This window comes from Synechococcus sp. MU1625, from assembly GCF_020514205.1.
In the GTDB taxonomy this organism is placed as follows: Bacteria; Cyanobacteriota; Cyanobacteriia; order PCC-6307; family Cyanobiaceae; genus Parasynechococcus.
Map to the genome: position 1 here is coordinate 926416 of NZ_VTLA01000001.1, position 14259 is coordinate 940674.

A 14259-nucleotide genomic window follows, 5' to 3' on the forward strand; every position below is an offset into this window, starting at 1 on the left:
ACTAGACAATTAGATCTTTTCCAGAAGATTATTTACAGATTCAATGGCACCAGCAATCCAACCATGTTGAGTTGAAAAAGCTTCACCAATAAAATAGACTCTTTCACTCCCGGTGTTCACTAATGGAAGGAAATCAGTGTAGTTGTTCCCAATTTTTAAATAATGACTGGCCAATCCAGATGGACTCTGTAACCAATTATATGAATAGATCTCTTTTGGTTTAGCAACTGTAAATCCATTGATTTTAGACAGGAGCTCAGAACATTCCGATGTCGTCAAGGAATCGATATTAATATCATCAAATCCATTGTTTTTATAGCCAACAAGCATTGATGTTTGATTTTGATTATTTATTCTTGGATATATACCTTGCCTTAAAGGTAGATCCGTACGAAATACCTGGCAATTTAATACAGGGGCCAATTTAAGGTTATCAAAACGTGATTGCTCGAATAGTGCAAATACTTTTGTGGAAGCATATTGCCCAACGCATTGAGAGCATGTTGATAGTAGGGATCGGCTAATACCAGTCGATTCAAGACCATCAAAGTTCAGACATTGTTTAATTGACATTGTAGAAATTACTGTTTTAGCCTTAAAGACTCCATCACTAGTTATGAGACAATAAAAGTCATCTTGTTTTGAAATTGATAATGCCTTACAATTTAACTTTAAAAATCCACCTGAATCGACAAAGTGCGTAGATAGTTGATCGGTGATCTCGCTCATTGAGACCTTAGGTCGATAGAATTTTGAATTTTGTGTGAAACATCTATTGCTATACAAAACGCCGTAAAAACTTATGTCATGACCAAACAAATAATCATATCCAATCAAACTCCGATAATATTCATACTGGCTTGTAGTCATTACATGTTTCAGAACGGCTTGGAAAGAGAGTTGAAGGTATGAGCATTTGAAATCAACTTCGAGACAACTTAAAAGTGAATTATTCGAATGAGTATCATTTTTATTGGATGGATGACGATGGGTAAAAGATGATAAAGCTGATTGTAAGAGATCGTCAGGGTGAGGATTTTGGTGGCCTAGACGTCTTGCGAAACCGTTAATATATATATAAGAATTTTGATTAAAAATTCCGTAGAATTCTTCAAGCTCTATTCCTAATTCATCACACAGAGCAATAACCTCTTGATGATTTTCAGATATTCTCATTGCACCAAATTCCATGAAAGTTCCTGAACCGTCGTCAACAGAGTGAATACGGCCACCCACAGTGGATGATTGTTCTATCAATAGGACAGGTGGTTGCGACTGATTCAGCCTTGTCTGCAGACGATAAGACGCTAAGCATCCAGATATTCCAGCACCAATAATAATCGTGCTGAACTCATTCATTGACATATTATTTATCTAGAAAATTTAATGAACCAAGGATTGTTGAATCAAACTTATTTTTATTATTTAAACAGATCTGTATGAAAGTAGTATTAGGTAAATTTGATGACTCGATTAGGCAGGTTTCAGCCTGCTCTTGTGTATTAACTCTAAAAAAATGATCAATCCCTAGACTCTTTGAAAGGGATTCCCAGTTAATGGGTGGTGTACTGTGATGCTTAGTTTTGTAGCGAAGATTCTCAGTCAGATATTGTTGATTATCAAGAAGAAGAATATTAATGTTATTTTTTAGATTTGCAAGGAATACAAGATCACTGAGTGCCATGAGTAAGGAGCCATCACCAATGAGAATCCAAACTGGTGTTGAAGGTTTTGCGATTGAAATTCCGCACGCAGATGCAAGAGAAAGCCCCATTGAAGCTGATGCATGATTAGAGAAGTAAGCATCCGTCGGGCCTAACCTGATACCTAAAGAGGACAAGCAAGTGACGCCAACATCAGCCACAATGACTTTTGGGCAAAATGAGGGAAGGGACAATGTATACGTTATGCGATCCAGAATTTCTTGGTCTGTCGAGTTTAAAAGTTGTCTATCATAAACATCACCATTAATTGGATTAGACAAAAACTTGTTCTCCTCAATTTGCTGATCAAGGAAAAAATAGTCGGCATTAATTGAAAAGAACGTAGGATTTAGACATCTAGTAACTTCCACCAAATATTTGTCAGACTGGTAAAAATCATAGGGGTAGTCTTCAACTCCAATTTTTAAAATATGTGTTACATCACGAAGATGATGAATCAGATATGACGAACTTAGGTTGCCATAATATGTACCCAGATACATTTCATTATTTTCGGGCACAAAAGATTTAGTACTTGGCAGCGAAGCATAAGGTATTTGCAACGCTTGGAGGAGCCTCCTCACATTTGCTTGATCATTAGATTTATGTATCTGGTTGCCAAGAATCGCTATCGCATGTTTGTTGGCAATAAAGTCATTAATGGTTGGTTGGATTGATGAGTGATCAGACTGGTTTGGCAGTAATCTTTTAAGGTAGTGAATAATATCTCTTTTTTGTCGCATAAGTGGTGGAATTGGAGTGGGATATATGTTAGAAGATAACCTTATCCGTAAAAGGTGCGGCACATTTTTTATATGGATCTGCTTTAAGTGCGCGATCATATTCGAAGGCTGATTGAGTAGATTAGGATTTATTTGTTGAAAACCATATTTTGCAAGGAAAGGGTCTGTCTTTAGTGATTCTACATTATTTTCCTTTAATGCTAATGCTGAATCCTGATTATTATCAATAATAATACAAAGCACTGGGCAATACTTTATACGTGTAGCAATAAGTGAATTAATTGATTTGTTAACTGAAAAACCATCTGAAAGCAATACAACAGTTGTATTGCCTGTATAGGTAGCGCAGGCTCCTGCGGCTATTGGTATATTTTCTTCAGAATATAAGCAATGAATATTAAAGTTTGACTTTTCAAATGCGGCTAAAATATCAATCAATGAGTCATTAGACAATGTGAATACGTCTTTTATATTGCATGCCAACAAAGACTCTATAAGACTCTCGATAATTTCCATTATAAAACCACATCTAGAACAAGATTAATCCGATCTGATTCACTTTCATTGCATGATGAGTGAGTATGCATGTAATTAAAAGCAATGCAATCTCCCTTATTTTGTAGATACTGTTTGCGCCCATTGACCTGAATCCAAGCACGACCTCGTTCTAAATCAGTGAGCAAAAAATGACAAATAGCATGGTTTAAGGTGTGGGCGTGTGGTTTTACGGCAGCCAAAGGAGGCTGCTTAAAGAATGCGGCAAAATGTAGACCTGGAATAACTCGTAAAAGTGCGATTGTCTTTGGCAAAAATGCACTTATTGTCTCAGATAATTCAGGCTCATCTGCTTTAAATAGAGGAAACGTCTGCCATTTTCCATCTCTCGAATCATAACCAATTTGCTGTTGATGAAATCCACCTTCCTTAATCCACTTTTCTATAGGTGGAGAGAGGTCATCAACATCAGTAATTGTTTGATGCCATGTTTTTTCATATCCCACACGAATCTTCAAAAAAGACAAATCCAATGAATCATGTATAAATTCATTGGCGATCTCCTCAATTTGATCCATTACTAGAGGATGGAAGCTAAGAGCTGGTGGATCGAGGAAGCCACTCATCTCTGATGATGATGTTTTCATTGGATTGTATTATTCATATTTATCACCTATAAATGCTTGAATTGACATTCTATCAAACCTTTTACAATTAAATCCTGGAGATAGTGGTTCATAGCCATAAAACTCTGTCCATCCAAAATTGAATTGCATGGATGCCATGTACTTAATTCGTAGAGCCTGGACAAATCCTTCCAGTATTGGATAGGTATCAACGCATGTGAATCCTTATTACTAAGAACTACGACTTCATCGCGTTGTTCAACTTTGATATGAGGAGTCCCTCTAATCAGCAGACCAGAACACGACGAACTGTCATAGCTCATCGAATGCATCAAAGCTTCAATTTGTTGGCCAGAGGGTTGCCTTGCCCAATCGAGCATTTTTTTACGATTCCACTCTTTCTCGTGCTGTGAAAGAAGGGCATCAGGAATATGTTGAAATCCAACCATTAATTTTTCGATTTCATCATCAAAATCATGTTGAACTTCTTTCGATTGTGCGACAGGCTCATTGAAGAATATACGTTTATTTTCATTTTTCCTCTTTTTAAGAAACTCATGCAAAAGATCGATGGCTCTCATCTGATGCACCCCAATTGTCAAATGGAGTGAGTAACCGTTTAATGTTTGTGCATGATGAACGTGACCAGAAGGTATAAACAAGACGTCTCCTCTTCTCAAGGTCAAACTTTGTGGATCTGAATATTGATAAGTTTTACTCCTAAATGATTCAGATTCTAGAGGATAGTACTCCTTCGATGCGTTATCAACTTTCCAGACTTTCTCCCCTTCTATCTGCAGAATAAACACATCGTGGTCATCGAAGTGTGGATTAAAGCATTGCGCGAATGGAGGAGTTAGATAACAATTAATATCACAAGGGTGGTCCAGGCAATCAAAGAATTTATTTCTAAGAGACTCAAGCTTAGAATCAAATAATTGAATACTCTCTAATTTGAGGGATACACTCTTTTCTAACGCTTTGAGAAGGATGCTCAAATCAAGATGTTGAGGAGCTGTCAGAGTTTCATCCGATACCTTGGCGAGGATTGTGTGCTTTAGCGAGTCTGGATTTTGCAAAATCGCCTCAAGCCTCTTTAATGAAAAAACATTATCGATATCTGTGATTTCAGAGTTTAAAAATGCAGGGCGACGGCTTAAAAATATATTTTTTAATGTTTCGCTCCGCATTTTTTTTGCTTAAGCTAGCCGTGGATCGGAGGAGTAGTTCTAAAAATCATTGAAAAATGCCTTTTTTTTAAGTTTTATAGACTTGGTTCGTGGTTGCAGCAACCAATTGACGCCAAGGCTTCATATGGAAGGCTTACGACATCCATTCATTCATCACAGCTCAACAGCAGCACTAGCAAATCCCGCTTTCGCAACACTGCTCCTGCCTGTGGCAGTCGAATGGTGTCACTGTGCAATTCCTAGGTGAATCTGGGGCAATGGGGATCAGCCGGTAAGTCCCAGCAAGGCATCACTGCGCTCACGCATCCGGTGCAGCACCTGCGGATCCTGCTGTGGCTCTTCATGGATGCTGGGCAACAACGCTTGCAACCGCTGCTGCCAGGCGTCGCTGTTGAGCCGTTGCTTGAAGCAGCGCTGCAGCACCTCCAACATGATCGTCACCGCCGTGCTTGCTCCCGGGGAGGCCCCCAGCAATGCCGCCATGGAGCCATCACCGGAGGCCACCACCTCCGTTCCCAGCTGCAGCCTTCCGCCCTGCTTGCTGCGTTTGATGATCTGCACCCGCTGGCCAGCCACCGAGAGTGACCAGTCTTCAACGCGGGCCGTGGGCATGAACTGCTGCAACGCTTCGTGCCGCTCCGCAGGGCTCTGGCGCAGCTGATTGATCAGGTACTGCACCAATTCGAAATTGGTGGCACCCACCTGCAGCATCGGCAGGAGATTGGTGGCGCGAACGGAGGCGGGCAGATCCAGCAGGGAGCCCTGCTTGAGGAACTTGCTGCTGAAGCCCGCAAAGGGTCCGAACAACAGCGACCGCTTGCCATCAATCCAGCGCGTGTCGAGGTGGGGCACCGACATCGGTGGGGCCCCCACCGCCGCCTTTCCGTACACCTTGGCCAGCTGACGATTAGCCAGCTGCGCATCACCGCAAACCAGCCAGAGGCCACTCACCGGGAAGCCTGCAAAATCAGCCGCCTCCGGAATCCCGGAGCGTTGCAGCAGCGGCAGGGCCCCCCCGCCGGCACCGAGGAAGACGAAGGGTGCCCGCACCTCTTTTTTGCCGGAGGGCCCCTTCAGCAGCACGCGCCAATCGGCCTCGGTCATGTCGCTGCGGCGCAAGCGTTTGAGGTCTTGCACCTGGGTGCCGTACTCAACAGTGAGCGCACCGCTCTGTTGCAACGGCATCAGATAGGCCCGGGTGAGGCTGCCGAAATCCACGTCGGTGCCGCGATCAATCCGGGTGGCCGCCAATGGCTGCTTGAGATCGCGCCCCGCCATCACCAGGGGCATCCATTCGGTGAGCTCGCTGTGCTCCTCGCTCCACCGCATCCGAGCAAAGGCCGGCAGCTCCTTTAGCTGGTTGAAGCGCTGACGCAGAAAGGCAATGTTCTCCGGCGTCCACACAGCACTGATGTGGGCCGCCTGGTGCAGAAAGCTGCCGGCGTCGAGGTCGCCCCGCTCCTGCAGCGAGCCCCAGAACTCAAGGCTGCGCTCAAACGAAGCATTGATGGCCACCGCTTTGGCCGTCGCGACGGAGCCATCCGCTTGGAGAGGGGTGTAGTTCAGCTCGCAGTTGGCGGCATGGCCGGTGCCGGCATTGTTCACCGCAGCGCTGCTCTCCAGGGCAGGCGCCTCGAGCCGCTCGACCAGAAGAATCCGCAGCTGCGGATCCAGTTCATGCAGCAGCGCCGCCAGGGTGGCGCTCATGATTCCAGCGCCCACCAGCACAGCGTCGTAACGGGCCTCTGGGTTGAACGAACCGTCGTGCTGCACCGGAGCTGGAGGGTTAACCGCTCTCGTCACCATATGGGGCCACTCCGTAACCTTGGGGCCTTGATGTCTTGTTCCTCCCGATGAGCACTGAAACCATGGCCCTCACGCTGGAGAACGTGGAGAAGGTGCTGGATGAACTGCGTCCCTTCCTGATGGCCGACGGCGGCAACGTTGAAGTGGTGGAACTGGATGGGCCGATCGTGAAGGTGCGTCTGCAGGGAGCCTGCGGCAGCTGCCCCAGCAGCACGATGACCCTGAAGATGGGCATTGAACGCAAGATGCGCGAATCGATTCCCGAAGTAAGTGAAGTGGTGCAGGTGCTCTGAGGCGCCTCTTCGTCTACGGATCACTCAAAAGCAACGGCAGTGCCCATCACTTGCTGAAGGTCACCAAACGCGACCGTGACGGCATCGTCGATGGCTTCTTCGAGATCCAGCACCATGGTTACCCGATGTTGAAGAGGGGGGACGGGGCCATCTCAGGAGAGGTGTACTGGGTGCCCGAGCCTTGCTGGCCTGATTTGGATGATTGGGAAGAGGTGCCTGAGGTGTACCAACGCACCAACGTGATCCTTCGGGATGGCCGCAGCGTGTGGCTCTACGAAGCGGCTCAAGGGAATCTCCAGCAGATCCCTCCTCAGTCGTTCCAGCACCCCCCTTAGCGTTGCCGAAGAACCAACGCCTGGCCGTGGAGTGAGCCTGCTGCTACTGCTCTGGCCGTTGGCGCTGATCCAGCGGCCGGAAGCGGAGTCTCCGCTGTGGGCTCGACGCAGCCTGATTTTGTTGATCAGCGTCCTGACCCTTCGTTATTTGTATTGGCGCTGTACCGCCAGCCTCAATCTCGATAGCTCTGTTTCCACCAGCCTCAGCAGCCTGTTGCTGCTGGCAGAGAGCTGGCTACTGATCACCGGACTGCTGCCGCTATGGCTGGCCTGGCGTCGCTTCCTGGATCGACGTCGGGAAGCCCAAAAACGCCATCAAGACTGGCAGGCCTCGGAGTGGAGGCCCCATGTGGACATCCTTGTTCCCACCTACGGCGAGCCGCTGGCGGTGCTGCAACGAACGCTTTTGGGCTGCACGCAGCAGAGCTATGCCCATACCAGCGTTTTGGTTCTGGATGACTCTGGCCGTGAGGAGGTGAAGCGGCTAGCCAAACGACTGGGCTGTCGCTACCTGCATCGTCCCGAACGCCGGCACGCCAAGGCGGGCAACCTCAACGCCGGGCTCGGCCGCTGTGATGGCGAACTGGTGGCGGTGTTCGATGCGGACTTCATCCCCCAGCACCGGTTCCTGGAACGCAGCATCGGCTTCCTACTGGACCCCGACGTGGCCCTGCTGCAGACGCCGCAGTCATTCATCAATGCCGATCCGGTGATGCGAAACCTGCGGATGGAATCGTGGCTGCTACCGGATGAGGAGAGCTTCTATCGCTGGATTGAACCGGTACGAGACGGCTGGGGGGCAGTGGTCTGCGCCGGCACAGCCTTCGTGGTGCGGCGGCACGCCCTCGATGGGATCGGTGGCTTCATCGAGGGTGCCTTGTCGGAGGACTACGTCACCGGCATTGCCCTGCGTGCGCAGGGATGGAAGCTGCAGTACCTCCAGCAAAAGCTCAGTGCTGGACTGGCCGCAGAGTCCATGGAGGACTTTGTGCAACAGCGGCAACGCTGGGCCAACGGCACCCTGCAAAGTTTGGGACTAACCCATGGCCCGCTACGGGCTCATGGCCTAAGCCCCGGCCAGAGGCTGGCCTACCTGGAGGGCGTCGTCCATTGGCTCAACAACCTGCCGAGGTTGGTGCTGATGCTGATGCCGTTGAGCTATGGGCTGTTTGGAATTGCACCGATCCTGTTGGATCAGCGAGCCATCATCGACTTGATGCTGCCGCTGTGGGGAACGGTGCTGCTCAGCATCGGCTGGCTGAACCGCAACAGCCGCTCAGCCCTGCTGACCGAACTGACCGGCTGGGTGCTCACTGTTCCACTGGTGGTAAGCCTGATCTGCAATGTCCTGGGTGCCTCCGTTGGATTCCGGGTCACCCCCAAACATCGCCAGCGCTCCCAAGGCGGCTGGGCCTGGTTTCTGGCGCTTCCCCTGATCGTGCTCAGTCTGTTCAATCTGGCGAATCTGCTGGGACTCGTTCAGAAGCTATGGCTCGAGGGCTGGGGTGAACTCGGACCGCTCCAATTGGGGCTGGTCTGGGCTGGGTTGAATCTGCTGGGAACCCTCATCGCTCTTCGCGCCTGCTGGAACCCTCCCCAGACCGATCCTGCACCGTGGCTCAGCCTGGATCACGAGGCGGAAGTGATTGATTCCGGGGGGCATCGCCATCCCTGTCGGATCACCGCCATCAGTGAAAGCGGCGTGGAGCTGGGCTTCGCCAAAGAGGTTCCGCCCTTGATCCATGGCAGCCAGCTGCACTGGACAGCGGCCGTCCCGCCTCTGCCGCTGGTGATACTGCAGATCCAAGAGCGACGAGCAGGTCTGGACTGGGGCAACCTCAGCGAACCCCAACGGCACAGCCTGATCCGCTGGTTGTTCTGCAGCGATGGGGTCTGGCCGGACCGGAGGCCTCGACGGGAAGTCTTAGGACTGCTGGTGCTGCTGAAACGATTGCTCTGCGGCGGCTCAGCTCCTCAGGCGTTCAACCGTTCTCTTGTGCCACGACGCTCCTGATCTCGGGGCAACAGCTCTGGAGAGGGCTTAAGGACAACGCTGAAGAGCAAAGTCGCAGCCGTAGACCGCTGGTTTTTGCCAACTCAAAGGAATCTCCAGTAGATCCCGCGTACCGGTGATGCCCTGCATCACGAAGAGCAACGCCGCCAACACCGAGGCCGTGACATGCAGTCGGCGCAGGCGAAGGTCCCGCACGATTTCAGGCCGGGCCGCTAAAGAAAACAACATCAGCCCCGTGACGGCAACACCAGCCCAGTAATGGGACTGCCAGAACGCCGGCGAGAGGGGATCATCCGACAGTCGCCACACCTCCGGCTGGGCTCCCAGGGTGAGCACACCAACCCATGTGATCAAGCTGAAGCTGAGGCGCAGGGCGGCAGCCTTGCTTCGCCAAAGCGCGATCAGGCTCACCACCGTCCCCAGCAGCACGATGCTCAGCTGTAAGGCACGACCGGCGCCGCCAGAGAAATCAGCGAGTGGCTCCTTGGTGGCGATGACCACGGTCAAGGCGATCAGCACCAGGAGCACCACACCCGCCGAAAGCCAACGGCCCAGATCACTGTGATCCCGGCCAACCACCGGTGAATGCTTCACCTTGGCAACGCGCCTCTGACGGGTCTGCCAGGCAAGACGCACCACCATTCCGATGAGGGGATAAATCAGAACAACCGCCAAGGCGGGATGAAGAATCCAGAGCCAATCAGTGATGGTCACAAGCCAGTGTCCATGCCCTTACGAGCTCAAGGATGGCCAGCAACCGTGATGCTTCAAGTAGCCACCTTGCAAATTTAATTAATCGATCAAATGAAAATCAACAAAGCGCAAAATATCGCACTGCATATTTACAGAAAATAAAAAATGAATGCCTTAGACCACAGGCATGCCTAGCGAGCTGAACCAATGCGGACAGCACCCAAGCCGATCAACGAAGCAGCCAGGCTGAGATCACTCAGTGAATATCGAATTCTGGGAACAAAGCCTGAAAAGGCTTTTGACAACATCACCAGAATGGCCTCAGAGATTTGCCAGTCGCCGATTGCCCTGATCTCTCTGGTGGACGAAAAACGTCAGTGGTTCAAATCAAAGGTGGGTCTTGAGGCCAGCGAAACAGACCGGGACATTTCCTTTTGCGCCCATACGATTCTCGATTCCAAACCGCTAGTTGTTGAGGACGCACTGTTTCACGAAAAATTCCGCGACAACCCTCTCGTTCAGGAAGAACCTCACATCCGCCTCTACGCAGGATTCCCCCTTAAAACCGATATCAATCACCGCATCGGAACGCTTTGTGTCATTGATCGCATTCCCAAATCATTAACCAATTCGCAATACAAGGTGATGGAAGGCCTGGCTGAGCAGGCCACCACTCTTTTGGAACTCAGGCGCCGCTCACTGGCCCTGATGGATGAGTTCTGCCAGATGCATCACCATCAGGGCTTGGTCACCACCTGCAGCTACTGCAAATCCATCCGCGACAGCGAAGGATTCTGGCAACCGATCGAACGGTTCCTAATGCAGCACAGCACGCTGAATTTCAGCCATGGCATCTGCCCCGAGTGCATGAACGAGCACTTCCCAGACGTCCCAACGAGCGGACTCGATCCCTCGAACAGGCACGGTTGAATCCATTGAAGATGAGTGATTGAGAGAAGCAACACCACAAACACTTGACATCACCGGAAAATAAATTTGTAGTTCTAGTAATGCGTTATGCGAATTGCAGATTTTCTGTATCGCAAGCTCGGGCTCAATATTTTCAAAGCTGCGCCACACCTGCAAACGCAGACCCCAGACACTTCCGCATCTCCAGTCGTCGAAGCAGAACGCCTGGAACCACCAACCCCAATCAACACATCGCTATCAGATGTGATTCACATCGGCCCTCGGGGTGGTCGATACAAAGTGGACGCCAAAGGTCGCAAGGTGTACCTCAAGGCCAGCTGAAGCTTTCCAGGCCCACAGGATTGCGATGCAAACTGAGTTGAAATACTGATCGATTGCGTTCGGTATCAAACAAAACCATCACGCAACCAAGCTGCAAGACAGGGTTGGTTCATGTCGGGAGATTGAGTTGAACGCTGGTCCTGCTTGCCCCATCCGATTTGCCATACCCAAGAACCAAAAGGAATCGCTCGCCGATCAATGCTTGACGGCAGCTGAGATCGAATGGCGACGCTGGTCTGGATGGCAGATGGAACGAACAGCGGAAAAAAAATTCAGAAAAAAGTGGTGCTGAATTCATTGACCCAACCCTGAAACGATCACGCAGCAGGCTCAGCGTCTATCGCCTGGCTATGGCCCGATGGTCTTGCCAACGTGGTGGCACCCATCCTTCGGCTCACGCCAGTGCCGCGACCATGCGTGACCTCTGCCCTGCCCTGCAGAACAAGACGTACTTCAACTACGGCGGCCAAGGGCCGTTGCCCAACCCATCTCTGGAAGCCATCACGGCGAGCTGGTTACGCATTCAGGAGTTGGGGCCATTCACAGCGGATGTTTGGCCCTTCATCGCCTCGGAGGTCAACAGCACCCGACGCCTTCTGGCCCAGTGCTGTGGCGTCCCTGCCCATCGGTTGGCCCTCACGGAGAACGTCACCAGCGGCTGCGTGCTGCCGCTGTGGGGGCTGCCCTTTGCTGAAGGCGACCGACTGCTGATCAGCGACTGCGAACACCCAGGTGTGGTCAGCGCCTGCGTTGAGTTGGCCAGGCGCCAGAACCTCGCCATTGACCTGCTGAAGGTGAAGCATCTGCGTGGTGATCAAACCCACTGCGATGCAGCCGTGATGGAGGCGATTGCACAGGCCCTCACCCCACGCACCCGGCTGGTGGTGCTGAGCCATTTGCTCTGGAACACGGGACAGGTGATGCCGATTGCCGCCGTTGCCGAACAGCTCAACCAACACCCACAACAACCCTTCCTGTTGGTGGATGCAGCCCAAAGCTTCGGGCAGATTCCCGTCGAAGAAGCTGCTGCCGCAGCCGATATCTATGCCTTCACCGGGCACAAGTGGGCCTGCGGGCCCGAAGGCCTGGGAGGCGTGGCACTTTCAGAACGTGTGGTAGCCGAGGCCGCTCCGACCGTGATCGGCTGGCGCAGCCTGCGCGATGAAAGCAAGGCCGATCTGAACGGCAGCGATCTTTTTCACAACGACAGCCGCCGCTTTGAAGTGGCTACCAGCTGCGTGCCCCTGATGGCCGGCCTGCGCTGCTCCCTTGAACTTCTGGAACGACAGGGGGCAGCCGACCAACGCTGGGACAGCATTCGACAACTCAGCGGAAACCTCTGGCAGGCACTCCAAGGGCTAGACCACGTCACACCCCTGCTGGAAACGGCGCCCGCCAGCGGACTGGTGAGCTTCCAGATCAACGGCGACGTATCCCCCGCTGAGCATGTGAAGCAGTTGGGGTCCAAAGGGCTTTGGATTCGCGATTTAGCCGACCCCAGTTGCCTACGAGCTTGCACCCACATCAGCACCACGGGCGATGACATCAATGCCCTGGTGGCAGCGATCAGCGCCCTTTGATCGCTTCAGAGCAACCGCTTCAGAGCAACTTCTGGCTCAGGGCTTGTTCCGCTTCCTCGCGGTCGTCAAAGTGCACCTTCTCAGTGCCGAGAATCTGGTAGTCCTCGTGCCCCTTGCCGGCAACCAGCACCAGATCGTCGGCCTCAGCCTCTGCAATGGCGAAGGCAATGGCCTTAGCCCGATCTCCCTCCACAACGAGATCAATGCCGGCCGGAATCCCAGCCACCACGTCATCCAGGATCTGCTGAGGATCCTCGGTACGGGGGTTATCGGAGGTGACCACCACGCGGTCCGCCAGACGGGCTGCAATTGCGGCCATTTGGGGACGCTTGCCGCGATCCCGGTCACCACCACAACCGAACACACAGATCAGCCGGCCGGTGCAGAACGGACGTGCTGCTGAAAGAGCGTTGTCCAAGCCATCCGGGGTATGGGCGTAATCCACCAACACCGGCGGCAGCACTTCATCGTTCACCCCGTCCACGATCACCCGCTCCATCCGTCCAGGCACACCGCCGAAACGGCCGATGGCCTCCAGCAAAACCGGCAAGGGCAACTGCTGCTGAAGCAGCACCCCAACCGCCTGAAGCAAGTTCATCAAGTTGAAGCGTCCCAGCAGGGGCGAGCGGAAGCGTCCCTCTCCCAAAGGGCTGATCAAGCGTCCCTCCACGCCAGCCCCCGTCATCTGCAATTCGGTCATGTGCAGTTCAGCCGATGGATCCTCCAGCGAGCTGCGCCAACAGGCGGAGCCCAGGCGTTCGGCCAACCGCGCACCCCAGGGGTCATCGCTATTCACGACAGCGCGCCCCCCACCATCGAGCAACAAAGGATCGGCAAAAAGCGTTGCCTTGGCCTCGAAGTAGTCCTCCATCGAGGCGTGGTAGTCGAGGTGGTCCTGCGTGAGGTTGGTGAACACGGCGCCGGCAAAGCGGCAGCCCGCCACCCGCTGCTGCGCCAGGGCATGGGAACTCACTTCCATCGCCGCCAGGCCGCAGCCGGCAGATGCGGCCTCCGCGAGTTGCCCCTGCAGACGGTCGGCAAATGCAGTTGTGTGGGTGGCCGTGATGCTGTGACCGGGCCAGCGGTTGACCAAGGTGCCGAACAAGCCCACGGGCTGGCCCGCCGAGGCGGCCAGATGCTCAATCAAATGTGTCGTGGTCGTTTTGCCATTGGTGCCCGTCACACCAATCAAGGCCATCCGACGGCAAGGGTGATCCCAGTACGCAGCGGCAATCTCACCGATCCGGCGCGCCACCGGCTCTTGAATCACCACCACAGGGTCATCAGCTCCAGGAGGATGGGCTGCAGCAGCCCCAGGTCCGATGACCGCTGCGGCGGCACCTGCCTCGAGTGCTTGGGCCCAGAACGTTCCCCCATCGACTTGCTCCCCTGGAAGCCCAAGGAAGAGACTCCCCGGCCCGACCCGGCGTGAATCAGTCGTGATCGCCTCCAGTGTGGGATTGCCCAGGCCTTGTGGCACCGCGATCCCTGCATCACTCAACAGGGCATGCAACGCCTGAGTCATCCCCT

General features: G+C 52.4%; 12 protein-coding genes. 5 read left to right on the top strand and 7 right to left on the bottom strand.

The annotated features are described in order from the left end of the window. Window positions 1-9: 9 nt before the first annotated feature. From FZX13_RS05430 to FZX13_RS05450, 5 genes are all read right to left on the bottom strand, one after another. Window positions 10-1359, bottom strand: a complete 1350-nt coding sequence (locus FZX13_RS05430) for an FAD-dependent oxidoreductase (protein ID WP_226408011.1) — start codon at window positions 1357-1359, stop codon at window positions 10-12. 7 nt (window positions 1360-1366) lie between these two features. Continuing rightward, complete coding sequence (locus FZX13_RS05435) at window positions 1367-2962, bottom strand: thiamine pyrophosphate-dependent enzyme (RefSeq protein WP_226408013.1); 1596 nt, start codon at window positions 2960-2962, stop codon at window positions 1367-1369. After that, window positions 2962-3567 carry an aspartyl/asparaginyl beta-hydroxylase domain-containing protein gene (locus FZX13_RS05440; protein WP_226408015.1) on the bottom strand — a complete coding sequence of 202 codons (606 nt, stop codon included), beginning with the start codon at window positions 3565-3567 and terminating at the stop codon, window positions 2962-2964. The genes FZX13_RS05435 and FZX13_RS05440 overlap by 1 nt, the downstream gene beginning before the upstream one ends. A gap of 47 nt (window positions 3568-3614) precedes the next feature. Then, window positions 3615-4757: a cupin domain-containing protein gene (locus FZX13_RS05445; protein ID WP_226408017.1), complete on the bottom strand. Its 1143-nt coding sequence runs from the start codon at window positions 4755-4757 to the stop codon at window positions 3615-3617. Between the two features lie 264 nt (window positions 4758-5021). After that, window positions 5022-6530 carry a malate:quinone oxidoreductase gene (locus tag FZX13_RS05450; protein ID WP_226408302.1) on the bottom strand — a complete coding sequence of 503 codons (1509 nt, stop codon included), beginning with the start codon at window positions 6528-6530 and terminating at the stop codon, window positions 5022-5024. An 80-nt stretch (window positions 6531-6610) separates the two neighbouring features. Between FZX13_RS05450 and FZX13_RS05455 the strand changes: the two genes are divergently transcribed. From FZX13_RS05455 to FZX13_RS05465, 3 genes are read left to right on the top strand one after another with little or no spacing between them, the layout of a single operon-like run. Beyond that, window positions 6611-6856: a NifU family protein gene (locus FZX13_RS05455; RefSeq protein WP_011128549.1), complete on the top strand. Its 246-nt coding sequence runs from the start codon at window positions 6611-6613 to the stop codon at window positions 6854-6856. Continuing rightward, window positions 6853-7191 carry a gamma-glutamylcyclotransferase family protein gene (locus FZX13_RS05460; protein ID WP_226408304.1) on the top strand — a complete coding sequence of 113 codons (339 nt, stop codon included), beginning with the start codon at window positions 6853-6855 and terminating at the stop codon, window positions 7189-7191. Before FZX13_RS05455 ends, FZX13_RS05460 begins: the two co-directional genes overlap by 4 nt. A 31-nt stretch (window positions 7192-7222) precedes the next feature. Continuing rightward, window positions 7223-9205: a glycosyltransferase gene (locus FZX13_RS05465; RefSeq protein WP_226408019.1), complete on the top strand. Its 1983-nt coding sequence runs from the start codon at window positions 7223-7225 to the stop codon at window positions 9203-9205. 27 nt (window positions 9206-9232) lie between these two features. Here the strand turns inward: FZX13_RS05465 and FZX13_RS05470 are convergent, their stop codons facing one another. Beyond that, the gene (locus FZX13_RS05470) at window positions 9233-9919 is read right to left on the bottom strand and encodes a DUF4079 domain-containing protein (RefSeq protein ID WP_226408021.1); all 687 of its coding nucleotides are present in this window, start codon (window positions 9917-9919) and stop codon (window positions 9233-9235) included. A gap of 186 nt (window positions 9920-10105) precedes the next feature. Here FZX13_RS05470 and FZX13_RS05475 point away from each other — a divergent pair, with 186 nt between their 5' ends. Together FZX13_RS05475 and FZX13_RS05480 are read left to right on the top strand one after the other, a co-directional pair. Then, window positions 10106-10828 (top strand): GAF domain-containing protein, encoded by a 723-nt coding sequence (locus tag FZX13_RS05475; protein ID WP_226408023.1) that lies wholly within the window; start codon window positions 10106-10108, stop codon window positions 10826-10828. A gap of 734 nt (window positions 10829-11562) precedes the next feature. After that, window positions 11563-12729, top strand: coding sequence for an aminotransferase class V-fold PLP-dependent enzyme (locus FZX13_RS05480; protein WP_226408306.1), 1167 nt, complete (start codon window positions 11563-11565; stop codon window positions 12727-12729). 19 nt (window positions 12730-12748) lie between these two features. On the opposite strand, the gene FZX13_RS05485 is transcribed toward FZX13_RS05480, so the two are convergent. Further along, a complete protein-coding gene (locus tag FZX13_RS05485; RefSeq protein WP_226408025.1) occupies window positions 12749-14254 on the bottom strand; it encodes a UDP-N-acetylmuramoyl-L-alanyl-D-glutamate--2,6-diaminopimelate ligase in 1506 nt (501 codons plus the stop codon). Between the last annotated feature and the right edge of the window lie 5 nt (window positions 14255-14259).